The following is a 19,977-nucleotide window of genomic DNA, read 5'->3' as shown; positions in this document are numbered from 1 at the left end:
CACGCCGGGCAGTGCTCGTGTTCGCTGTCGAACGGCTCGTCACGCTCGGAACACCGGTACCTCTCGGTACGACTCGCCGCGTTCGTCGCCGTCCGCTTGAACTCCTCGACATTCTATCCGAGGAGGCCCTGACGGCGACCGAGGTCCACGGGCGCCTCGAGGACCGCGGCGTCGACCGGACGGAGAACACGGTCCGCCATCACATCAACGAGCTCCGGGACGCTGGCCTCGTCGACGTCGTTCGCTTCGAGGAAGGGCGCGGTGGCACCACGAAGTACTACCACGCGAACACGATCGTCCTCTCGTACTCGCTCCCCGATTCGGCCGACGCCGCCGTCGAGGAGATGACCGACGCTATCCAGCCCCGGATCACGGACGCACTCACCACGCTCACGGACGAGTACGACGATGCGATCGAGGGGGTCGTCGCGGACATGCAACCCTGTGAGCACTGCCGGACCCAGAAATACGAGACGTACGTCCTCCTGACTATCCTGCGGCGTGCGTTCGTCCGTTCGCACCGACGCTGAGAACTCACCAACTACTGCCCCCTGGCGATCCATCCGGCGGAAACCGACCGAAGGGACGTGGATTCGACGATCGGACGCCAACCGTTTTCCCCGCTCTTCCCGACTCAGGGAACGGGACCACGACATCGTGTCCGCCGGTCCGGTGGGAACTCCATGCAATCGGCACAACTCCTCGAGCTCGCCCGGCTTCTCGAACAGTACGTCAGCCTCGGCGTCTTCCTGGTTGCGGCTGCCCTCGGCGCGGTCAGCTATCGCGCGTGGCGCCGCGAACGTGACCCGCGAATGCGGATCGTTGCAGTGGGGTACGGCCTCTTCGGCCTCTACGGGCTCGTCGTGTTCCTCGAATACCTCCTGCTCCCGTACTTCCCCTACGCGACCCTCGAACTGCTCGAACACGCCAGTGCGCTACTCATACTAGGCGGCCTGCTGACGTTCTTCGTCGCCCTCGGCAAACGGTGAGCGATGTCGGAGCCTGATCTGGAGCTGGCGTCCCGCCGGGCGATCTACCAGTACGTCGCCAACAATCCGGGTGTTCACTTCCGCCGGCTCCTCGACGAACTCGAGTACGCGCAGGGGACGCTCCAGTACCAGCTCCGGTGGCTCGTCGACGAAGGGCTCGTAGAGGTGTCCGACGACGGCCAGTACACCCGCTACTACCCGGCCGCCGAGTTCGACGAGGCCGACCGGACCGTAATGAACGCCCTCCGGCGCGAGTACAGCCGTCGGATCCTCGCCCATCTCCTCGCGGACGGGCCGCTCACGACGAGCGAACTGAGCGAGCGGCTGGACAAAGCCCGGTCGACCGTCTCGTGGCATCTGTCGAAGCTCTTCGATGCCGGGCTCGTCACGAAAGAGCGGGACGGTCGGTGCGTCATCTACGAAGTCATCGATGCGGACCGCGTCACGTACCTCTACACGATACACCGGCAGTCGTTCACGGACCGCGTCGTCGACCGGCTGTTGGATCTCTGGGAGGGTTACTGAGCGGACCGCCCGACCGTGACCGTTCCACGGAGCACGACCAGCCGCAACAGGAGCACGTACACGAGAAACATGATCGTCGGCCCGAGGAGCGGGACGACGAGACCCGCCAGGTCGGTGCCGACGGCGGCCGCATGAACCGTAGCGAACACGAACCCGCCGTAGGCGAACGCGTGAACGACTCGGGGTCCCCACGGCTGGTCGAACCGCGTCGCCTCCGTGAATCCACGAACGGCGACGACGAGCAGTAGGAGTGCTCCGACGCCGACGGCCACCCCTCCGAGGAAGTACGACAGCGGGTACGCCGGCGCCGGAGCCTGCCCGGTGACGATGAACAAGGTGTCGAGGAGTCCCACGCCGGCGTGGAGGAGGGTGACGAGCATCGCAAACACCGAGAGTTCGACGTGAACGCGTTGGGACGCTCGCTGAAGAATCCCGAACGGTTCGATACTGTAGAGGATCCCGGTGAGCACCGCGAGATACAGCGCCGGATACGCGATCAGGGCAGCGCCGCGGTCGAGGAGCCAGACGAGTTCGGACATCAGGAGGCCCCCGTCGTCGCGACGACGTCCGGACAGCCGTCCGCGTCCTGAAAGCCGTTGTCCGTTTCGGGCCGCGTCGGACACCGGTCCCGGGCGTCGGGGATGCCGTCCCCGTCGTAGTCGTCGGGCGCCTGACGCGTCGCGACCGTCCGGTCGACGAGCGTTGCCTGTTTCTGTTCGGTCGCCCCTGTCGCCCGGACGTCCCCGATCTGCCAGAGCACGGGAACGGAGACGAGCAACACGAGGAGTGCGGCGACCGTGATGCGTTGTTTACGTGTCCAGGACATGGATGTCGAAGCCGTCGGTCGTGTGGAAAACCCCGTCGTGAACGATGAGCGCCTCGAGTCCATCCCAGTCGTCGGCGAGTGCGTTGGCCTCGTCGAGCGGGAGTGCGGCGAGCGTCGTCGCGAGTGCGTCCGCTTCCATACAGTCCCGTTCGGCGAGGACGGTCACCGATTCGTGTCGGGAACCGAGCCGTCCGGTCGCGGGATCGTAGATGTGGTCGGTGCCGGCACGCTCGCGACGATAGGTTCCGGAGGTGGCAACGGCCCACTCCGTCTCGAGGGTCTTGAGCGGCTTCGCGTCGCCGTATGGACTTTCGACGGCGACCGGTCCGACTGGGGGCGACATATCGCCACCGCCGCTGACGAACCCACGTCGGCCGAGTCCGGCGAGCGTCTCCGCCGCTCGATCCACGATGTAGCCCTTGGCGAGCCCGTTGAGATCGAGGGGGACGTCGGTGCTGACGTGGTGGCCGCTGATACTGACCGTCCCGGTATCGAACGTTTCCGGGACGGTGTCGTCGTCGCCTCGTAGATACGCCTTGAGGGACTGCTCGACGCGACCCTGGTGAATGTCGAAGACGTGATCGGTTCGGTCGTAGTATTCGAGCCCCCGATGCACGAGGCGAGCGACGTGTTCGTTCTCGACTGCTCCGTGGCTGTTGAGTCGACAGACTGCGCTGTCGGCGTCGAACGCGTTCAACTGGTGTTCGAGCGCCGTGACAGTGCGCCGGGCGGCGTCCGCCGCAGCGGCGGCGCGAACCCCCTTCACGTCGACGCGAAACGACGTGTCACAACTCCGGAACTCACGGTGCGTGGCTCCTACTCGTTCGTACGCTGTTTCGAGCGTCGCCATTATCCGCACTCACCCCGCCTCGTCTTTTTCGTCGTCGTCTTCTTCGTCGTCTCCGTACTCCCCGCCTTCGTACTCCTCGCCTTCGTACTCCTCGCCTTCGTGCTCATCCTCTTCGTGCTCATCCTCTTCGTGCTCATCCTCTTCGTACTCCTCGCCTTCGTGCTCCTCCTCTTCGTGCTCTTCGCTCTCGTGGTCCTCGACGTCCCCTGACTGTGTCCGCACAGCGGGCGTAAAGCCCTGATTGGGTGTGGGAGCGTCGGCACCGGCCTGTGGTGATCCGCTCGTGTCGTCGCCGACCGGCTCGGACGGCTGTCCGAGCCCGAGGCCAGGGAACGCGAGTCCCCCAGCGACGAGCGTGGTTAGCAGTGCGCCGACGAGGGTGAACGCGACGAGTCGGTCGTTCGGAACGGGAAGACGCATTCGTGATCGACCGGAGACAGGCGGTAGTAAAGGCCGTTCGCGTCCAGCCATCGAATCGTCGTACGGTCGTCGAATAGTCCGGTTGGTCGAGTCCGGCCACGCTCCCGGAGTCACCGTCCCGTCGCTCGAGCGCGACGAAGATCGTACGCACCCGACCCCGCCGGGATGACACTCGACCGTCACGAGTCCCGAATACTCCATCCACCCCTCACATACCGCCCCGCACACGTCCGGGGATTCGGTGGCAAACCTCTTTGTACCGAGATGGTTTTATGGTAAACAACCTATGCATCGGTATTCCGCGGCGGGCCACCGGCAGCACCGGTGGCGAACTCGAACCGACACCCAGCGAACCACTCGCCGTCTCCGTGTCGTCGAATGATGGGCGCTTCCTCGGCCGTCGTCGATTCGTCGACGGTGTTGCTCGTCGGATCGGACGACTGGCTCGGGCGATTCGCCGCCAGGCTCGAGACACGGACGCAAGCGACCGTGTATACCGTCGGGACCGAGACGGAGGCGCTCGACATCGTCCGAGAGGGGACCACGGACTGTCTCGTCACCGAGTACGCGCTCGAGGGTTCGACCGGCCTCGATCTCCTTCGGGCGGTTCGCGAGGAAACGACCGCGCTACCGGTCCTACTCGGTACCGCTGCCGGGAGTGAGACCATCGCGGGCGAGGCCATCGAAGCCGGTGTCACCGATTATATCGCACTCACGGAACCGGTCGAGGGGATGATCGACGAACTCGTCGACCGAACTGAGCGCGCCATCCGCTCCGCTCGGCGGTCGGCCACCCAACGGGAGCGGGCCAGGCAGTTCGACGCGATATTCGACGATTCGCGGACAGCGACGTGGGTTCTCGATCCGGAGGGCGCACTCGTTCGCGTGAACGAGACAGCCCGGGAGATGATCGATGCAGACGTCGAATCGATCGTTGGCGAACCCTTCGGGACGCTTCCGTGGTGGGCCGCGCCCGATGCAACGAACCCGGACGTCCAACAGATGGTGGCGAACGCACGCGATGGCAGATTCGGCAATGCGGTCGTCGCACAGCCGCCACACCTCGCAGACCCACGCGTCGTCGACCTCTCCGTGCGCCCGGTCGAGAACGAATGTGGAGCGCTCGTTTCGATCGTCGTCGAAGGCGTCGATATCACCGAACGTGTCGACCTCGAACGCGACCTCCGTCGATCGGAGGAGCTCCATCGTGTGACGCTGAACAATATGACCGATACGGTTCTCATCACGAACGAGGACGGCGAGTACACCTACGTCTGTCCCAACGTTCACTTCATCTTCGGCTACACGGCCGACGAAATTCACGAACAGGGGACGATCGACGACCTCCTTGGAGCTGACCTCTTCGACCGTGACGAACTCGCGACGGATGGCGTTCTCAAGAACATCGAGACGACCGCGACGGACAAGGCGGGTCGCGAGCACACGCTCCTAGTCAACGTTCGCGAAGTCTCGATTCAAGACGGGACGCTCCTGTTTAGCTGCCGGGATATCACGAAACGCAAGCAACGCGAAGAGGCGCTCGCGACCCTCCAAGAGACGGCCCGAGATTTCCTGTACGCTGAAACCCATCCGGAGATCGCCCAACATGTCGTCGACGACACGTCCGGTGTCCTCGATCTGGATGCGAGTGCCGTCTATCTCTTCGATGCCGATGCCAACGACCTCCGGCCGACGGCACACTCGGCCACGATGAGGGAACTCAACGGACCGCTTCCGACCGTCCCTGCCGACGGGGAAACGCTTCCGAGTTACAGTTTCGTCGAGGACGAAGTGTTATTCTTCGACGATGTCCACGAATCGGACCGGCTCGAAAACCGGGCGACCGACCTTCGTAGTGTAGCCTACATTCCACTGGGAAACCACGGCGTGTTCGTCGCTGGCTCGAACCGGGTTGGCGTCTTCGACGACGTAACCCGGGAGCTGGCCGATCTGCTGGCTGCAACCGCCGAAGCCGCGCTCGACCGCGTCACACGGGAGTCCCAACTTCGCGAACAGGATCGAACGCTCCAGCAGCAAAACGAACAGCTCACCGCCCTGAATCGGACCAACGAGACGATCCGTGAGATAGATCAGGCGCTCGTCCAGGCCGAAACCCGGGAGGAGATCGATCATACGGTCTGTGAGCTGTTGACCGCCGACGACCGGTTCGGGTTCGCCTGGATCGGCACGGTCGACCCGGCGACCGAAACCGTCGAACCACGGGCCTGGGCTGGCGCCGAAGATGGCTATCTGGATAGTCAGTCGTTTGCCGTCGACGGAGCGGATGCGGAGCCGGCCGGCCAAACCGCGGCCACCGGCGACGTGACGATGGTGACGAACGTCGCTGCCGGGCTCCGTGACAACCAGTGGCGCAAGGATGCGCTCGCTCGTGACTACCTCTCCGTACTGAGCATTCCCCTCGTCTACAACGAACTCACACACGGTGTGCTGACGGTCTACGCGCCGACCCAGGATGCCTTCGACGACACGACGGAGGCCGTCCTGGCCGAACTCGGCGAAACGATCGCGTCCGCGCTCAGTGCCATCGAGCGAAAGAACGCACTGCTCACGACGTCGATGACGCGGGTCGAGTTCGCCGTCGACGATCCGGCGTTCGTCCTCTCACGGCTCGCGCGGGACGCGGGATGTACGCTCTCGTATCAGGGAGGGGTCCAGCAATCGACGGAGGGGAGCTACGTGTTCGTCACCGTCGAAGGCGCCCCGCTAGAGGACGTCGTCGAAGCCGCCTCGCAGCTCGTTGCTATCGACGACGTCCAGACGATCAGTCCCGGGGACGACGGCGGTGTTTTGCGACTCCGGCTCACACAGCCGTTTCTCGCCCTGGAGCTGGCCGATCACGGTGCCGTGTTCCGCGAAGCGACCGCCGATCCGACCACGACGACGCTCGTCGTCGATATCCCGGACAGTATCGACGTCCGAACGATCACGCAACTCGTCCGGGAGACGTTCTCCGGCGTCGAAATCCGTGCCAAACGGACGCTCGATCAGACTGCTGCACGCGACCTCTATTCGCGGGTCCTCGACAAGCTCACCGAGCGACAGCTCGAGGTGATCCAAACCGCCTACTACAGCGGGTACTTCGAGTCACCGCGCGAGAACACCGGTGAAGATGTCGCCGCGACCTTGGGGATCTCTCCCCCCGCCTTCTATACGCACGCTCGGACCGTCCAGCGCAAACTGTTTGCGACGCTCTTCGAAGAGCACAACCGGCCCGTCGCCGCTTCGACCGAGATGGTTGAATAACGAACTCCTTTTTCTCAAAGCGGTTCGGTAACAAACAGCCGAATATTCCCTTATACACTTATTATCCGTAACCAGAGTGCCCCGGTCCGCGTGTCGGCACTCGTGAACTCACATGACAGACATCGACCCCAAATCCGACGAGGAAACCCCGTACGAGTGCTTCGACTGTGGAAATATCATCGTCGCGGAGACCAGCCCCGGCCAGTGTCCCGACTGTGGCGGACCGATGCGAAATCGTCGAATCCCGATCGAGTGACTATGGCCTCACAAACCGATAGTGCCCACGACGAGCTCGAAGAGCCGACCGAGTCGGGATCGACGCTCGACACGGCCCGTCGCCAGCTGCACCACGCTGCCAACCATCTCGATATCGACCCGAACGTCGTCGAACGACTCGAACACCCCAAGAAGGTTCACGAGGTAACGATTCCCATCGAGCGGGACGACGGAACGGTCGAGGTGTTCACGGGCTATCGGGCCCAACACGACAGTGTCAGGGGGCCGTACAAAGGCGGGCTTCGGTACCACCCCGACGTGACCAGGGACGAGAGCGTCGGCCTCGGCATGTGGATGACCTGGAAATGCGCCGTCATGGATCTGCCCTTCGGCGGGGCCAAAGGCGGTGTCGCTGTCAACCCGAAGGAACTGAGTTCGGCGGAAAAGGAACGACTCACCCGCCGATTCGCGCAAGAACTCCGTGACGTCATCGGCCCCAAGCAGGATATTCCCGCCCCCGACATGGGAACGGATCCACAGACGATGGCGTGGCTGATGGACGCGTACTCGATGCAGGAAGGTGAGACGACGCCGGGTGTCGTCACCGGCAAGCCGCCGGTCGTCGGCGGCAGTAAAGGGCGCGAAGAGGCCCCTGGTCGGAGTGTCGCCATCGTCACGCGGTTGGTCTGTGAGTACTACGACCGTCAGCTCGCGGAGACGACGGTCGCCGTCCAGGGCTACGGGAGCGTCGGGGCGAACGCTGCCCGGTTGCTCGACGACTGGGGAGCGACCGTCGTCGCGATCAGCGACGTGAACGGGGCGATGTACGATCCGGCGGGAATCGATACGGCCTCTGTCCCGTCACACGACGAGGAACCGGAAGCCGTCACCACGTATGCGAACACGGTGATTTCGAACGACGAGTTGCTCACGCTCGACGTCGACGTCCTCGTTCCCGCAGCGCTGGGTAATGTGATCACCGAGCGGAACGCGGATTCGATCGCCGCGCAGTTCGTCGTCGAAGGCGCGAACGGCCCCATAACCTCGCCGGCGGATTCGATCCTCGCAGAGCGGGACGTCGCCGTAATTCCCGATATCCTCGCCAACGCCGGCGGTGTCACCGTGAGCTATTTCGAGTGGCTTCAGGACATCAATCGGCGGGCCTGGTCGCTCGAACGGGTGAACGACGAACTCGAAACGGAGATGCAGACCGCGTGGCGGGCCGTCAAGACGGAGTTCGAACGCCGCGACGTCACCTGGCGGGATGCAGCCTACATCGTGGCACTCTCGCGCATCGCCGAGGCTCACGACGCCCGGGGGCTTTGGCCATAGGCATGACCCTTCCCCCCACCGAGCGGACCCGAGAGCCGGCTACGCCGCTCGAACGTGGGGCCTTACGACTGTTTCGCCTGTCGTCGCTCGGCGGACGCGTGATCGTCACCGGGTTCCTGGGATATCTCGTCCTTGGCACCGTCTGTCACTGGACGTCTATGACCCCGGATTTAGGGTCATGAGTTTCGACGACCCCGTTTTCACCGTTCTCGGTGTGTCCGTCGGGGTCGTCGTTTGTCTCATCTCCGGGTCTCTGACGGTGTCGACTCGTCTTTTCGGAGGGACGAACGGGCGAGTTTCGTCATACTCCCGAGTTCGATTGCGTTCGGATTCGGTGCTGCGACGCTGCGAGTGACTGCCGGTCCTGCTCGGACGTGTCTCGCCGAACTACTCCGACTGTAGCGAACTCGCTGGCTGACGGCGCTCGCCATCGGGGGAACACGACTGTTTTCCGCATCGACCGGGGTACGAGTCGGCCGCTCTGCTTTCTCCCCCGGGAGACTGCCTCGTTCGGTGAACCGGCTACCGTCGCTCCATCCCAGTCGAGGGCAACAGTCGGGACTACCCCGGAAGCGATGCGGCACAGTGGCGTGCCGTTTTGGGACGCCACCACCGACAGCAACACGTCGGTCGCCTCCGCGACTGGACAGTCTTCGACCGGGAACTCCGAGTTAACCAACAAACTCGTATTGCCTCGATACCGTCGGTCAATACTCGCCGATCTCGGTGAGGACGGCCACGCGCGCCTCCCGAGTTCCGGTGGTCTTTCGTCGGATCCCAGTGCGATCCCAGCCGAGCGGTGACAAAGAACGCTTGGAACCAGTTTTCGTCGGTGCTCGGTTTGGCGTCGTTGAAAGTATTTAGAAACTAGCAAGTTTGATATTTTAGACTATGAGGAACACGTTCGGACGCGCTCCAATCTTCGTCGCGTCCGTACTCGAATCGGCGTCCGAAGCGGTGGCAGGCCGCCTGAAACCGGGATTCCCGATCGACGAGATAGCTCGCGTCGCCGACGAGACGGTTCTCGCGGGGTTCGAAGCGGAACATCTCGGCCAATGCCTCCGTTCTCGTCGGAAACCGGCGGAGCTGGTGGGACGATTGACGTCGGAATCGACAGTGCTCCATACCCAAATTATAAAAAATAGATATTGTTTTCGAAAGTGGTAGTTTGGCAAGTTGGGGACGGACACCGAACGTCATCGCTGGCCCGGGTGTCGACCCCCGCTCCAGAAACCCTTATTCGAACAGCTGCTATCGTCGCTGAGGCGGTCGAACGAGAGCGTGAACCGCTCGACCTTTTGACCGCCTCGTTCCGCATCGCAACGCCACCACGACACACGAACGACGCTGTTATACTGCGAACAGTTGGATCAGTAGTTCAGATACACCGTCTTGGAGATGGTGTAGAAGTCGAGTCCGGCGTCGCCCTGCTCCCGGTACGTCTCGCTGGAGGAGTCTTTCATTCCACCGAACGGGACGTGGAGTTCGAGTCCGGTCGTCTTCTCGTTGATTTTCACCACGCCGGATTCGGAGTCCTCGACGAAACTGTGCGCCTCCGAGAGGTCCTGGGTCACGATACTGGCCGAGAGGCCGTACGGGACGCCGTTCGCGACGGATACCGCCTCGCCGTAGCTACTCACCGGAATGACCGAAAGCACCGGGCCGAAGATCTCCTCCTGTGCGATTCGCATGTCCTGCTCGACGCCCGAGAAGACCGTCGGCTCGACGAAGAAGCCGTCCCCGGCGTCGACCTCCTCGCCGCCCGTCTCCAGGGTCGCGCCCTCGTCGATCCCGACATCGACGTATTCAAGCGTGCTTTCGAGTTCGCTTTGGCTGGCCTGTGGACCCATGTCGGCCCCGTCCAGCCCCGGGCCGATCGTGATCGACTCGGCCGCTTCGACGACCCCCGCCACGAACTCGTCGTAGCAGTCCTCGTGGACGATGGCGCGGGAGGTGGCCGTACACGCTTGTCCCGTGACGCCGAACGCCCCTCCAGCGGCGATATCCACCGCGTCGTCGACGTCGGCGCTGTCCATCACGACGACGGGGTTCTTCCCCCCCATCTCCAGTTGCACGCGCTTGTTGGTCTCTTTGGCCTGGTCACCGACGGTTTCGCCGACGGCCGCGCTCCCGGTGAAGGAGACGGCGTCGACGGCGTCATGAGTCGAGAGCGTCTTCCCGACCGTGCTCCCGGGACCGGTCACGAGGTTGAGGGCACCGTCCGCGAGACCGGCCTCGTCCAAGCACTCGACGAGTTTCCGGGCGATGTTCGGGGTGAGCGACGCCGGTTTGAACACGACCGTGGTCCCGGTCGCGAGCGCCGGGGCGATCTTCCACGCCGGGATGGCGATGGGGTAGTTCCACGGCGTGATGAGCCCGGCAACACCGATCGGTTCGTCGACCGTGTAGAGCGTCGTATCCCGGCTGCTGGACGATTTGACGTCGCCACCCAGGTCGCTGGCCTTCGCACCGTAGTACGCGAAGATGTCGATAGCGCGCTGGACCTCCCCGGCCGCTTCGGGGCGTGCCTTCCCCTCCTCACGAACGAGCGTTTCGGTCAGTTCGTCCTTCCGAGCGTCGAGCTTCCCCGCCACCTCCCGCAGGACTGCGCCGCGCTCCGGAGCGGGGGTGTCCGCCCACGTCTCGGTTGCCGCTGCCGCAGCTTCCACCGCGCGCTCGGCGTCCGTTTCGCCGGACTGTTGGAACACCCCCACCAAGTCGTTGCGGTCTGCCGGATTCCGGCTCTCGAACGTCTCGCCCGTCTCCGATTCGGTCCACTCGCCGTCGATGTAATTTCGATATTGTTCGCTCATCGAACCGACCAAGACGATCCGTATAAGAGAAGCTTTTGATGTACTGATTCCACCGGAACCAACAAGACCCTCCGGTGTCCACGCCGATGTATGCAGTACTACTGTGTCAGCGAGGGCGGCGAGCCGCGGCTCATCGCTCGTGACGGGGACGAAGCGTACGACCTGACTGCGGCCCGCGAGCGTGTGACCTCCTTCGACGACCTCGCACACGTCGCCGATATCGCCACCGAAACCGTCGACGAGGTCGCCGCTCGCCTCGTCGACGAGGCGGAGCCGGTCGACATCCCGGACGAGACGAACGCGGCCGTTCCGGTGGCCGTCGACGAGGTGTGGGCCGCTGGCGTCACGTACGAAATAAGCGAAAAGGCCCGCGAGGCGGAGAGCGGGATGCCGGAGATGTACCTAGACGTCTACGATGCTGACCGACCGGAGCTGTTCTTCAAGGCGACGCGGGACCGCGTCGTCGGCCCCGGTGAGGCGGTCGGGGTCCGTGAGGACTCGGAGTGGAACGTCCCCGAACCCGAACTCGGGATCGTCCTCCACCATGGCGACATCACCGGCTACACCATCGGAAACGACGTGAGCAGCCGGTCGATAGAGGGCGCGAACCCGCTCTACCTCCCTCAAGCGAAGGTCTACGACAGGTCCTGTTCGCTCGGTCCCTGCGTCGTCAGCGCCGAGTCCGTGGACGATCCCCACGACCTCGCGATGCGGATGACGATCGAGCGGGACGGCGAGCAGCGTTACGAGGGCGAAACCGCCACCAGCGAGATGGTCCGCTCCTGCGAGGAACTCGTCTCCTTCCTCACCAGGCACAATACCGTCCCAGAGACCGCAGTGTTGTTGACGGGGACGTCGCTGGTACCGGAGGAAGGCTTCACTCTCGAGCCCGGTGACCGGATCGACATCGACATCGAGGGAATCGGGCGCCTCTCGAACACGGTCACGAGAGTCTGACTGGCCGCCGGACAGCGGAGCTGATTCGGACGCGCACGGCGGACGGGACACACCGAACCTGCCGCCGTGCGTCCTCGTTCCCGGCCCGCTCCACGTCACTCCTCGGCGTCGGCCCGGAACTCGAATCTCGTTCCGTTCCCGAGAGTGGTACCGCCGTTGACCGCCTCCACGTGGAGTGTGACGTCTTTGGTCCGGCCGCACCCGTCGTTGACATTGACCTCCCACTCGTCGCCGACTGCGACGCGCCCCTCCTTCGAACGTCGAAGGAACTGCTCGAACGACTCGGCACGGAGCGCGTCCCCGACGTCGTCACTCCCGGGCGAATAGCGGATCCGGATCCCGTCGGCATCGGTCATACTGCCACCGACGGGGGCGACTGACAAAACACCTCCTCCGGGGTCCCGCTGGGTGATCACGACTCGCGCCCCCGTTGACGCGACGGGGTGGCGTTCTTCCCCACGCATCGTGAGGTTAATTATTTATGAACGCATAAGATCACTGTATATGTGCCGACCGACCGGATCGTAGCGAGATACAGAATCGAGACTCCGGTTTCTCTCGACGAGGCGACGGAAGCGATGGTTAGTGAACAGTCGACGGGGACGTTCACGGACGTACCGCTGGAAACCGAAGCCCTCCGAAGGCGACACGCGGCGGCCGTCGAGGACGTCACCGTACTCGGGGAGTCGGACCGGGCGACGCTCCCAGGCGCGGTGACGCCGAGTCCCCGCGGCGAGAAGGGGACGTACACGCGAGCGGAAGTAGCGGTCTCTATCCCGCTCGAAAACGTCGGGCATTCCATCCAGAACCTTCTGACAGCCGTCGGCGGGAACCTTTTCGAACTGCGCCATTTTTCGGGGATCCGGTTGGTCGACCTCGACGTTCCTGCTCCCCTGGCGGCGGCGTACCCCGGTCCACAGTTTGGGGTCGAGGGCACGCGGCGTGTCGTCGACGTCTGGGATCGGCCGCTCATCGGGACGATCGTGAAACCCAGTGTCGGGCTGTCTCCCGAGGAAACGGGTGACTTGGTTCGGGAACTCGTCGATGCGGGTATCGATTTCGTCAAAGACGACGAGTTGATCAGCGACCCGCCGTACTCGCGAGTCGCCGACAGGGTCACGGCGGTTATGGCTGCCATCGACGAGCACGAGGCGACGACCGGGAAGGAGGTGATGTACGCCTGCAATATCACCGGCGACGTGGATGAGATGCTGGAACGGGCCGATACCGTAGCCGAAGCGGGCGGAAACTGTCTCATGGTGAGCATGAACAGCGTCGGTCTCTCGGGGTTGACGAAACTACGACGGGAGGTCGACCTACCGATCCACGCCCACCGGAACGGCTGGGGTGCCCTCTCTCGGTGCCCGCAACTCGGATTCGACTATCGTGCCTATCACAAGTTCTTCAGACTCGCCGGGGCCGATCACATCCACGTCAACGGCATCCGGAACAAGTTCGCCGAATCCGACGAGTCAGTCGTCGAAAACGCACGGGCAGTGCAGTCCCCGATCGCTAGCGAGGACGATATCGCGATGCCGGTGTTCTCTTCGGGTCAGTGGGCCGGCCAAGCACCGGAGACGTATCGGGCGCTCGGAAACACCGACCTGTTGCATCTCGCCGGGGGTGGCATACTGGGTCACCCCGACGGCCCGGCGGCCGGCGTCGCTCATCTCAGACAGGGATGGGACGCCGCGATAGCGGGCGTCTCGCTCGAAGAATACGCGGCGGACCACGAGGAACTCCGCGTCGCCCTCGACCACTACGGAGGGTCCGATGGCTGAGCCGGACCTGCTCCTGGCGTTCTACGGGGACGATATCACCGGATCGACGGACGCGTTGGAGGGATTGGCGCGGAACGGCATTCCGAGCGTCCTGTTCGTTACCCCGCCGTCGCCGGCTGATCTGGAGCGGTTCGACGACGTGAGAGCCGTCGGAGTCGCCGGAACGAGTCGAGCGATGTCACCGGCCGAGATGGAAGACGAACTTCCGTCGGTGTTCCAAGCGCTGGGCGACCTCGACCCCCCGCTGGTCCATTACAAGGTCTGTTCTACGTTCGACTCCTCGCCGGAGGTGGGAAGCATCGGGAAGGCGATCGATATCGGTCAGTCGGTGTACGACTCCCCGTTCGTGCCCGTCTCACAGGGGACGACTTCGCCACATGGCCGGTACGTCGTCTTCGGGAACCTCTTCGCTGAACAGGGCGGGAAGCCCTACCGCCTCGACCGACATCCGACGATGCGTGCGCACCCGCGGACCCCGATGCACGAGAGCGACATCCGCCGCCACCTCGGCGAACAGACCTCGCGTCCCGTCGGCCTCGTCGACATCCGGTACGTCGATAGCCACGAGGATGTCGCCTCGTCGCTCGAGCGAACCGTCAGCCAGGGGGACGAGATAGTCGTCTTCGACGCCCTCGATACGGGCCACTTGGAAACGATCGGCAGCGTACTCTGGTCGGCGGCAACCGAACGACAGGGCGTCCTATTCTGTGTGGGCTCCTCCGGCCTGGAACACCACGCGCTGCCGGCACACTGGGAGAGAACCGGCGAGATTGACACGGACGACGAATGTTTGAAACATCGACCCCCAGCTGATCCGATCCTCGTCGTGTCGGGGAGCGTAGCACCGACCACCGCGTCCCAGGTGGAGCGCGCAGCGGCGGAGGGATTCGAGACGATACGGCTCGATACGCCCCGGCTGATCGACCCGGCCGAACGGGACGCCGAACGGCGGGCTGTCGTCCACGATACGGTCTCAGTCCTGGAATCGGGGACCGACGTCGTCCTCTATACGGCGAAGGGGCCGGACGACCCGGCGATCGAGCGAACCCGTCGTCGGTTCGAAGAACTCGGCCCCCCGGGCGCCCTCGGCGACCGTCTCGGTCACCAGCAGGGGCTCATCGTCAGGGAGATCCTCCGGAAAGTCGGTCTGGAACGTGCCTGTGTGGCGGGCGGTGACACGAGCGGCGCGGTCATCTCGGCGCTCGATATCACGGCGCTCGAAGCGATCGCGGTCGCGGCTCCGGGGGCCCCGATCTGTCGCGCGGTCGCCGACAGGTCCTTCGCGGACGGGCTGGAGATCGCGTTCAAGGGCGGTCAGACCGGAGGGGACGACTACTTCGGCGTCGTCAAATCCGGTGGTGTCCCCCTCGATTGATCTACGGTCGTCACCCGGCTGTTCCCGATGGATGCAGGACGGAATACGCCGGGGAGGGCGAGCGCGGCGCGCCATCACGTCGTCCTCGGCGGCTCGAGGAGTCGGGCCTCACTCAAGCACCGCGTGGACGACATCCGGGTCGAACTCCTCCCCGGGGATCTGTTCGCGGATCGCGGTCTCGGCTCTCGCGACCGGGTACGAGTGCGTGTTGATGGATTCGATGTCGTCGGAGCGTCGTTTCAGGATCGCCATCGCTCGCTCGACGTTCAGCGCCTGTCCGCGGCCGCCGAGGAGCGTGATCTCGTCCACGACGAGGCGGTCGGTATCGATAGGGACCTCGTCGCCGATGAGGCCGGGGAGAACGACACGACCCCGTGGTCGGACGATGTCGATGGCGAGCGACAGGGCCGGCGCCGCTGGGGCGGTCACGACCACCAGGTCGGGACCACCCCCAGTCAGGTCCCTCGTGCGCTCCGGGGTGTCTTCCGCGTCGCTGTACAGCGTGTTCGTGGCACCCAGCTCTGCTCCCAGTTCGAGGCGGTCGTCGTCCGACGGGAGTCCCAGCAGGATGACCGGGTCGGCCCCCGCCTCGTCCGCAACAACGGTTGTCGCCAACCCCTGGGCACCGGGGCCGACGATCGCCACGCTGTCGCCGGGTGAGAGCCGACCTTTCGTGAGCGCCCACCGGACGCCGTTCCCGACGACCGACCCGAGACATCCCGCCCTCGACGATACGCCATCGGGGAGGGTGTGGACTCGGGTGTTCGGATGAAGGTACATGTACTCGCCGTAGCCGCCCCAGAGGTGTGGCGGTTCGTCAGCGGATATCGACACCCCATAACACCGGTCCCGGTCACACATATGGTAGTTTCCTGTCTGACAGTGCTGACACTCGTAACACGGAATGTATGGTTCTGGCATCACCCGCTCACCGATCTCGACGCCCCAGCGGTCCAACGTCTCCCCGGCTCCGTCGACGATCCGACCCGCGACCTCGTGTCCGAGTACGAGCGGTAGCGATTCGAAGTGGCTTTCTCCGCGGTACAGGCCGACGTCCGTTCCACAGACGGACGTCGCTTCGACCCTGAGGAGGGCACCGTCACCGACATCAGGTATCGGGAACTCCCGTGGTTCCAGGCGTCCCTCGCCGGCCAGTACCATCGACGTGGTCGCGTCCGATGGCGCCATACGATAGTCATATCGACGCTCGGAAATTAAATCCAGCGTGCGCCGGAGTCGCTGGCCGTCGCCACCATCACTTATACTTGCCCACACCCGGTTGTCTATCCCATGACGGAGGAGCGCCTTCTGAGCGACGAGGTCGCGATAGTCACCGGTGGAGCGAGCGGAAACGGCAGAGCAGTCGCCCTCGAGTTCGCCCGGCGTGGCGCAGACGTGGTCGTCGCCGACATCACCGACACGCCACGTGGCGGGGGACAGCCCACCCATCGCCGGATCCGCGAGGAGACTGACTCCGACGCGCTGTCAGTCCGCTGTGACGTGACCGACGTCGACGACCTCTCCGACGCCGTCGGCGCCGCCGAGGATTTCGGCGGGGTCACCGTCATGGTGAACAACGCAGGGATAACCGAGAGCAGACCGTTTCTCGAGACGACCGAGGCGGAATACGACCACCTGACCGACGTCAACCTCAAAGGGGTCTTTTTCGGGTCGCAGGCGGCCGCGACGTCGATGGTCAGGGGCGACCGTTCCGGGTCGATAATCAATATATCGAGCACCTCCGGAGTCCGCGGGCGCGGTGACGGGGTTGCGTACTGCGCGGCGAAAGGCGGTGTGACGACGATGACGATGGCGTTGGCCGACGCACTGGCCCCCAACATCCGCGTCAACGCCGTTCTACCGGATTTGACCGAGACGGAGATGGCGGCCACGGACCTCGGTATGGTGGGAACGGAGTCGGGCGAGGAGTACGTCGACCGGAACATCCCGTTGAACCGGGCCGGGCGACCCGAGGATGTCGCGAACGCCGCGGTGTATCTGGCGAGTGACATGGCATCGTACGTGACCGGGCACTCGCTGACCGTCGATGGCGGAGTCACGGCGACGAAGTGAACGCTGAGGTCCAGACCGGGACCTATCGCACCAACGGCACGGCCCGACGTCCGTTCCCGGCGGCCCACGGGGGGCGTGGGTGGACACTCAGTACCCCAGCCCGAGGGCCCGGTTCCCGACAAGTAGTCCGAGAGCGACACCGAGCAGAGCGACTAGCGCCCCGAACGACACCGCCCAGCCGAAGAGGTCGGCGAGGGTGCCCACGACGACCGAGCCCCACGCCGCGACGAGCATGTAGGCCGTCCGAATCACCCCGAACCCGGAGCTCTGTTCCGACTGGGAGAGGTGATCCATGAATCGCGGGAAGACGGCTGCCGACCATCCCATTCCCATCCCGAGCGACAGGAGACCGGCGACGACGAGTTCGATTCCCGTGCCGAACACGAGCGTTGTCAGACCGGCGATACCGGTGACCATACACAGTGCCGTCCCGATATCGCGACCGAAGTAATCCGCGACGCTGCCGACACCGACCTGTAGTATCCCGTGGGCGACGAAGTACAGGGCGAACAGCGTACTCGCCGTCGTTCGGGAGTAGCCGTGGTACTGGACGAAAAACGTCGGGAGAAACGATGCCAGCGCCTGCCACGTGAAATCCGAGATGGCGGCGATGATCGCGGTGAACGCGACCGTGGGTCGGGACAGTAGCGAAACGATCGGACCGAGGGCAAACCGCTCGCGCATCGGCTGGTCGGGACGTCGCGGTTGGACCGAGCGGACTCGCCACCAGAACAGCCCGCCGACGAGCGCGGCGGGACCCGCGAACAGACCGAGGGCCCCCCGCCACCCGTGGGCCCCAGCGACCCACGTGATGGCCAGCGGGGTCACGAGCCCCGCGGCCGGTCCGCCGGCGTTGTGCAGCCCGATCGCCGTGCCGATGTCGTCGTAGGTCCGGGTGATGAGTCCCGTCGCGACGCTGTAGTGGAGGCCCGCAGCCGCCCCGAGGAACACCGTCCCGAGGACGAAAACGCCAAACACCGGCGCAGCCCCAATCAGGAGCACGGTGGCCCCAGTCCCGACGACCGACACGAGGATGACGACGGGTTCGCCGAACCGGTCGGCAAGCACACCACTGGGAAACTGGACGAGCGCGTAGGTAACCCACATGGCCGTCAGCGCCCCACCGATCGCGGCGTTCGAGATACCCAGGTCCGCCGAGATATCCGGGATGATCGGACTTAGTGCTAGTCTCCCGGTCATCGTGATAAAAAAGGCTGCCGTACAAAGCGTCAGCACCGTCTCCGAGTAACGCCAACGCATCCGATATCGACCAACAGCCGGAAGGTGAAAAAAGGCCTCCGTCTCGTAGCGAGTGACCCCGCCAGCCGGGAGTCTCAGGTCCGCGTGCCGCTGCGCGACACCCCTTCTACCAGTCGTGCCGAACAGGGCATCGTACCATATTTTGGAGTAGCGGAACTCGCCGACGGCTACGGGGACGCGAAACGCGAGGGGTACGGGTTCGTCGCGGGCAACTCGACACACCCCGACATCGTGATCGGCCTCGTCAGCGGCGCGACCGGCGACTCCGACGTCGTGCTCTCTCCAATCGTGAACGGCCGAGTACGTCGGCGGCGGCGACCTCCGGGCGGGGATAACGGTCGTCGATTCCCACCTCCGGGCGCTGAGCGAGACCGGCGATATCGCGGCGACCAACACCGCCGAGGAGCCCACTCACCGGGTCGACCGTCCATCCGGCGATGGCGCCTCCAGGGTGGCGTAGAACCGCGTGACACCGGTGAGCACCGGGTAGGTCCACTCGGGGTCCTGATAGAGGTACTGACAGAGGTCGTGCCCGTCGGCACCGGACAGTGGGAACCCCCGGTGGAGCTCCGTCTGACGCGCCCGAGTGACTTCCTCAAGTCGGTCCTCGATATCACTCTGGCGTCGAGCCCTTGGCGGCCAGTCAAGCGAATCGAGCATTTCGATCAGCGTCGCCCGGTGGGTCGCGACCGCGTCCCGTTCCCCATCGAGATGGTCACGAATCGTCTCGCGTCGGTCGGCCGCGCTATCGACCGCATTCATGAGCGTCGCCTTGTACAGGTCGGTGAACGACTGGCTCGTCCCGGGCCCGAGCCCCACGGCTACCTCCGGGGAGAGCTCCGCCGCGGCGAACTCCTCGAGGGCCTCGCCGTACACCTCGCTGTAGTGGTCGACACTCATGACCGTCTCGCGGAAGGCCACGCGTACGCGGTCGAGTGACTTCGTGGACCGTTGTTCCGGCGCGGCCACGAGCGTCGATCCCGTTGAGCAGCGCGACGGTGTGACGGTCTCGACGTCGGCAACGCGGTCGCGAAACCGGACGAACGCCCGCCGCTCGGCCTCGACTTCTTCGCGTTCCGCCTCGATGATCCCTCCGGTCCTGGAGAGCGGTTCCAAGACGTGCTCCCGGAGCATTGCGCTAACCGGCCCGGGTAGCTCCCGTGTCGGAGCCATCACCGTGTGATACGTTCTCATGAGACATAGGTGTTACCCATGGGTTCACGCCGACAGGCGGACCTCCTCGACCGAACGTCCGGCCACCAGGATCGACGGCGACCGGATGTCATACGGATTATT

General features: G+C 64.6%; 19 protein-coding genes. 10 read left to right on the top strand and 9 right to left on the bottom strand.

Features of this window, described 5'->3' with window-relative positions:
- Nucleotides 1–11 precede the first annotated feature (11 nt).
- From NO364_RS07440 to NO364_RS07430, 3 genes are all read left to right on the top strand, one after another.
- Complete coding sequence (locus NO364_RS07440) at nt 12–530, top strand: ArsR/SmtB family transcription factor (protein WP_233255274.1); 519 nt, start codon at nt 12–14, stop codon at nt 528–530.
- A 153-nt stretch (nt 531–683) separates the two neighbouring features.
- Nucleotides 684–989, top strand: a complete 306-nt coding sequence (locus NO364_RS07435; protein ID WP_157688052.1) for a hypothetical protein — start codon at nt 684–686, stop codon at nt 987–989.
- A gap of 3 nt (nt 990–992) precedes the next feature.
- A complete protein-coding gene (locus NO364_RS07430) occupies nt 993–1,514 on the top strand; it encodes a winged helix-turn-helix transcriptional regulator (RefSeq protein ID WP_157688053.1) in 522 nt (173 codons plus the stop codon).
- Here the strand turns inward: NO364_RS07430 and NO364_RS07425 are convergent.
- From NO364_RS07425 to NO364_RS07410, 4 genes are read right to left on the bottom strand one after another with little or no spacing between them, the layout of a single operon-like run.
- Nucleotides 1,508–2,053 carry a hypothetical protein gene (locus tag NO364_RS07425; RefSeq protein ID WP_157688054.1) on the bottom strand — a complete coding sequence of 182 codons (546 nt, stop codon included), beginning with the start codon at nt 2,051–2,053 and terminating at the stop codon, nt 1,508–1,510. The two genes, NO364_RS07430 and NO364_RS07425, sit on opposite strands and share 7 nt — an antisense overlap.
- Nucleotides 2,053–2,340 (bottom strand): hypothetical protein, encoded by a 288-nt coding sequence (locus NO364_RS07420; RefSeq protein WP_157688055.1) that lies wholly within the window; start codon nt 2,338–2,340, stop codon nt 2,053–2,055. The genes NO364_RS07425 and NO364_RS07420 overlap by 1 nt, the downstream gene beginning before the upstream one ends.
- On the bottom strand, nt 2,324–3,190 hold the full coding sequence (locus NO364_RS07415; protein ID WP_257628954.1) for an FAD:protein FMN transferase: 867 nt from the start codon (nt 3,188–3,190) through the stop codon (nt 2,324–2,326). The genes NO364_RS07420 and NO364_RS07415 overlap by 17 nt, the downstream gene beginning before the upstream one ends.
- A 9-nt stretch (nt 3,191–3,199) precedes the next feature.
- Nucleotides 3,200–3,661 carry a hypothetical protein gene (locus NO364_RS07410; protein ID WP_257628953.1) on the bottom strand — a complete coding sequence of 154 codons (462 nt, stop codon included), beginning with the start codon at nt 3,659–3,661 and terminating at the stop codon, nt 3,200–3,202.
- A 330-nt stretch (nt 3,662–3,991) separates the two neighbouring features.
- Between NO364_RS07410 and NO364_RS07405 the strand changes: the two genes are divergently transcribed.
- The 3 genes from NO364_RS07405 (at nt 3,992) to gdhB (ending at nt 8,422) form a co-directional block, all read left to right on the top strand.
- On the top strand, nt 3,992–6,874 hold the full coding sequence (locus NO364_RS07405) for a bacterio-opsin activator domain-containing protein (RefSeq protein WP_257628952.1): 2,883 nt from the start codon (nt 3,992–3,994) through the stop codon (nt 6,872–6,874).
- A gap of 112 nt (nt 6,875–6,986) precedes the next feature.
- A complete protein-coding gene (locus NO364_RS07400; protein ID WP_157688059.1) occupies nt 6,987–7,130 on the top strand; it encodes a rubrerythrin-like domain-containing protein in 144 nt (47 codons plus the stop codon).
- Nucleotides 7,131–7,132: 2 nt separating this feature from the next.
- On the top strand, nt 7,133–8,422 hold the full coding sequence (gene gdhB, locus NO364_RS07395) for a glutamate dehydrogenase GdhB (protein WP_257628951.1): 1,290 nt from the start codon (nt 7,133–7,135) through the stop codon (nt 8,420–8,422).
- Between the two features lie 1,370 nt (nt 8,423–9,792).
- Here the strand turns inward: gdhB and xacF are convergent.
- Nucleotides 9,793–11,235 (bottom strand): 2,5-dioxovalerate dehydrogenase, encoded by a 1,443-nt coding sequence (gene xacF, locus NO364_RS07390; protein ID WP_257628950.1) that lies wholly within the window; start codon nt 11,233–11,235, stop codon nt 9,793–9,795.
- A gap of 90 nt (nt 11,236–11,325) precedes the next feature.
- On the opposite strand from xacF, the gene NO364_RS07385 reads away from it, so the two are divergent.
- Nucleotides 11,326–12,192 (top strand): fumarylacetoacetate hydrolase family protein, encoded by an 867-nt coding sequence (locus tag NO364_RS07385; RefSeq protein WP_157688062.1) that lies wholly within the window; start codon nt 11,326–11,328, stop codon nt 12,190–12,192.
- 95 nt (nt 12,193–12,287) lie between these two features.
- Here NO364_RS07385 and NO364_RS07380 read toward each other — a convergent pair whose 3' ends face one another.
- Entirely contained in the window at nt 12,288–12,548 is a 261-nt protein-coding gene (locus NO364_RS07380; RefSeq protein WP_157688063.1) for a DUF7968 family protein, read from the bottom strand.
- A gap of 150 nt (nt 12,549–12,698) precedes the next feature.
- Here NO364_RS07380 and NO364_RS07375 point away from each other — a divergent pair, with 150 nt between their 5' ends.
- Entirely contained in the window at nt 12,699–13,973 is a 1,275-nt protein-coding gene (locus tag NO364_RS07375) for a ribulose-bisphosphate carboxylase large subunit family protein (protein WP_157691050.1), read from the top strand.
- Nucleotides 13,966–15,348, top strand: a complete 1,383-nt coding sequence (locus NO364_RS07370; RefSeq protein ID WP_257628949.1) for a four-carbon acid sugar kinase family protein — start codon at nt 13,966–13,968, stop codon at nt 15,346–15,348. Before NO364_RS07375 ends, NO364_RS07370 begins: the two co-directional genes overlap by 8 nt.
- Before the next feature lie 108 nt (nt 15,349–15,456).
- On the opposite strand, the gene NO364_RS07365 is transcribed toward NO364_RS07370, so the two are convergent.
- A complete protein-coding gene (locus NO364_RS07365) occupies nt 15,457–16,536 on the bottom strand; it encodes a zinc-dependent alcohol dehydrogenase (protein ID WP_257628948.1) in 1,080 nt (359 codons plus the stop codon).
- A 102-nt stretch (nt 16,537–16,638) separates the two neighbouring features.
- Between NO364_RS07365 and NO364_RS07360 the strand changes: the two genes are divergently transcribed.
- A complete protein-coding gene (locus NO364_RS07360) occupies nt 16,639–17,421 on the top strand; it encodes an SDR family oxidoreductase (protein WP_257628947.1) in 783 nt (260 codons plus the stop codon).
- 87 nt (nt 17,422–17,508) lie between these two features.
- Here the strand turns inward: NO364_RS07360 and NO364_RS07355 are convergent, their stop codons facing one another.
- Both NO364_RS07355 and NO364_RS07350 read right to left on the bottom strand, forming a co-directional pair.
- Nucleotides 17,509–18,681 (bottom strand): MFS transporter, encoded by a 1,173-nt coding sequence (locus NO364_RS07355; protein WP_157688066.1) that lies wholly within the window; start codon nt 18,679–18,681, stop codon nt 17,509–17,511.
- A gap of 411 nt (nt 18,682–19,092) precedes the next feature.
- The gene (locus tag NO364_RS07350) at nt 19,093–19,854 is read right to left on the bottom strand and encodes a DUF7260 family protein (protein ID WP_257628946.1); all 762 of its coding nucleotides are present in this window, start codon (nt 19,852–19,854) and stop codon (nt 19,093–19,095) included.
- Nucleotides 19,855–19,977 lie beyond the last annotated feature (123 nt).

The sequence above is a fragment of the Haloplanus salinarum genome, from assembly GCF_024498175.1.
Classification (GTDB): domain Archaea; phylum Halobacteriota; class Halobacteria; order Halobacteriales; family Haloferacaceae; genus Haloplanus; species Haloplanus salinarum.
The sequence above is the reverse complement of the archived record's forward strand: the minus strand, read 5'-3'. Positions and strand labels throughout refer to the sequence as shown.

Bases quoted from the DNA above. Each gene is read 5' to 3' on its own strand.
- NO364_RS07410 (WP_257628953.1), bottom strand. From the start codon at position 3,661: ATGGCTGGACGCGAACGGCCTTTACTACCGCCTGTCTCCGGTCGATCA.
- NO364_RS07360 (WP_257628947.1), top strand. From the start codon at position 16,639: ATGACGGAGGAGCGCCTTCTGAGCGACGAGGTCGCGATAGTCACCGGT.
- NO364_RS07430 (WP_157688053.1), top strand. From the start codon at position 993: ATGTCGGAGCCTGATCTGGAGCTGGCGTCCCGCCGGGCGATCTACCAG.
- NO364_RS07350 (WP_257628946.1), bottom strand. From the start codon at position 19,854: ATGGCTCCGACACGGGAGCTACCCGGGCCGGTTAGCGCAATGCTCCGG.
- xacF (WP_257628950.1), bottom strand. From the start codon at position 11,235: ATGAGCGAACAATATCGAAATTACATCGACGGCGAGTGGACCGAATCG.
- NO364_RS07380 (WP_157688063.1), bottom strand. From the start codon at position 12,548: ATGACCGATGCCGACGGGATCCGGATCCGCTATTCGCCCGGGAGTGAC.
- NO364_RS07425 (WP_157688054.1), bottom strand. From the start codon at position 2,053: ATGTCCGAACTCGTCTGGCTCCTCGACCGCGGCGCTGCCCTGATCGCG.
- NO364_RS07435 (WP_157688052.1), top strand. From the start codon at position 684: ATGCAATCGGCACAACTCCTCGAGCTCGCCCGGCTTCTCGAACAGTAC.
- NO364_RS07365 (WP_257628948.1), bottom strand. From the start codon at position 16,536: ATGGCGCCATCGGACGCGACCACGTCGATGGTACTGGCCGGCGAGGGA.
- NO364_RS07370 (WP_257628949.1), top strand. From the start codon at position 13,966: ATGGCTGAGCCGGACCTGCTCCTGGCGTTCTACGGGGACGATATCACC.
- NO364_RS07415 (WP_257628954.1), bottom strand. From the start codon at position 3,190: ATGGCGACGCTCGAAACAGCGTACGAACGAGTAGGAGCCACGCACCGT.
- NO364_RS07385 (WP_157688062.1), top strand. From the start codon at position 11,326: ATGCAGTACTACTGTGTCAGCGAGGGCGGCGAGCCGCGGCTCATCGCT.
- NO364_RS07355 (WP_157688066.1), bottom strand. From the start codon at position 18,681: ATGCGTTGGCGTTACTCGGAGACGGTGCTGACGCTTTGTACGGCAGCC.
- NO364_RS07420 (WP_157688055.1), bottom strand. From the start codon at position 2,340: ATGTCCTGGACACGTAAACAACGCATCACGGTCGCCGCACTCCTCGTG.
- gdhB (WP_257628951.1), top strand. From the start codon at position 7,133: ATGGCCTCACAAACCGATAGTGCCCACGACGAGCTCGAAGAGCCGACC.
- NO364_RS07405 (WP_257628952.1), top strand. From the start codon at position 3,992: ATGGGCGCTTCCTCGGCCGTCGTCGATTCGTCGACGGTGTTGCTCGTC.
- NO364_RS07400 (WP_157688059.1), top strand. From the start codon at position 6,987: ATGACAGACATCGACCCCAAATCCGACGAGGAAACCCCGTACGAGTGC.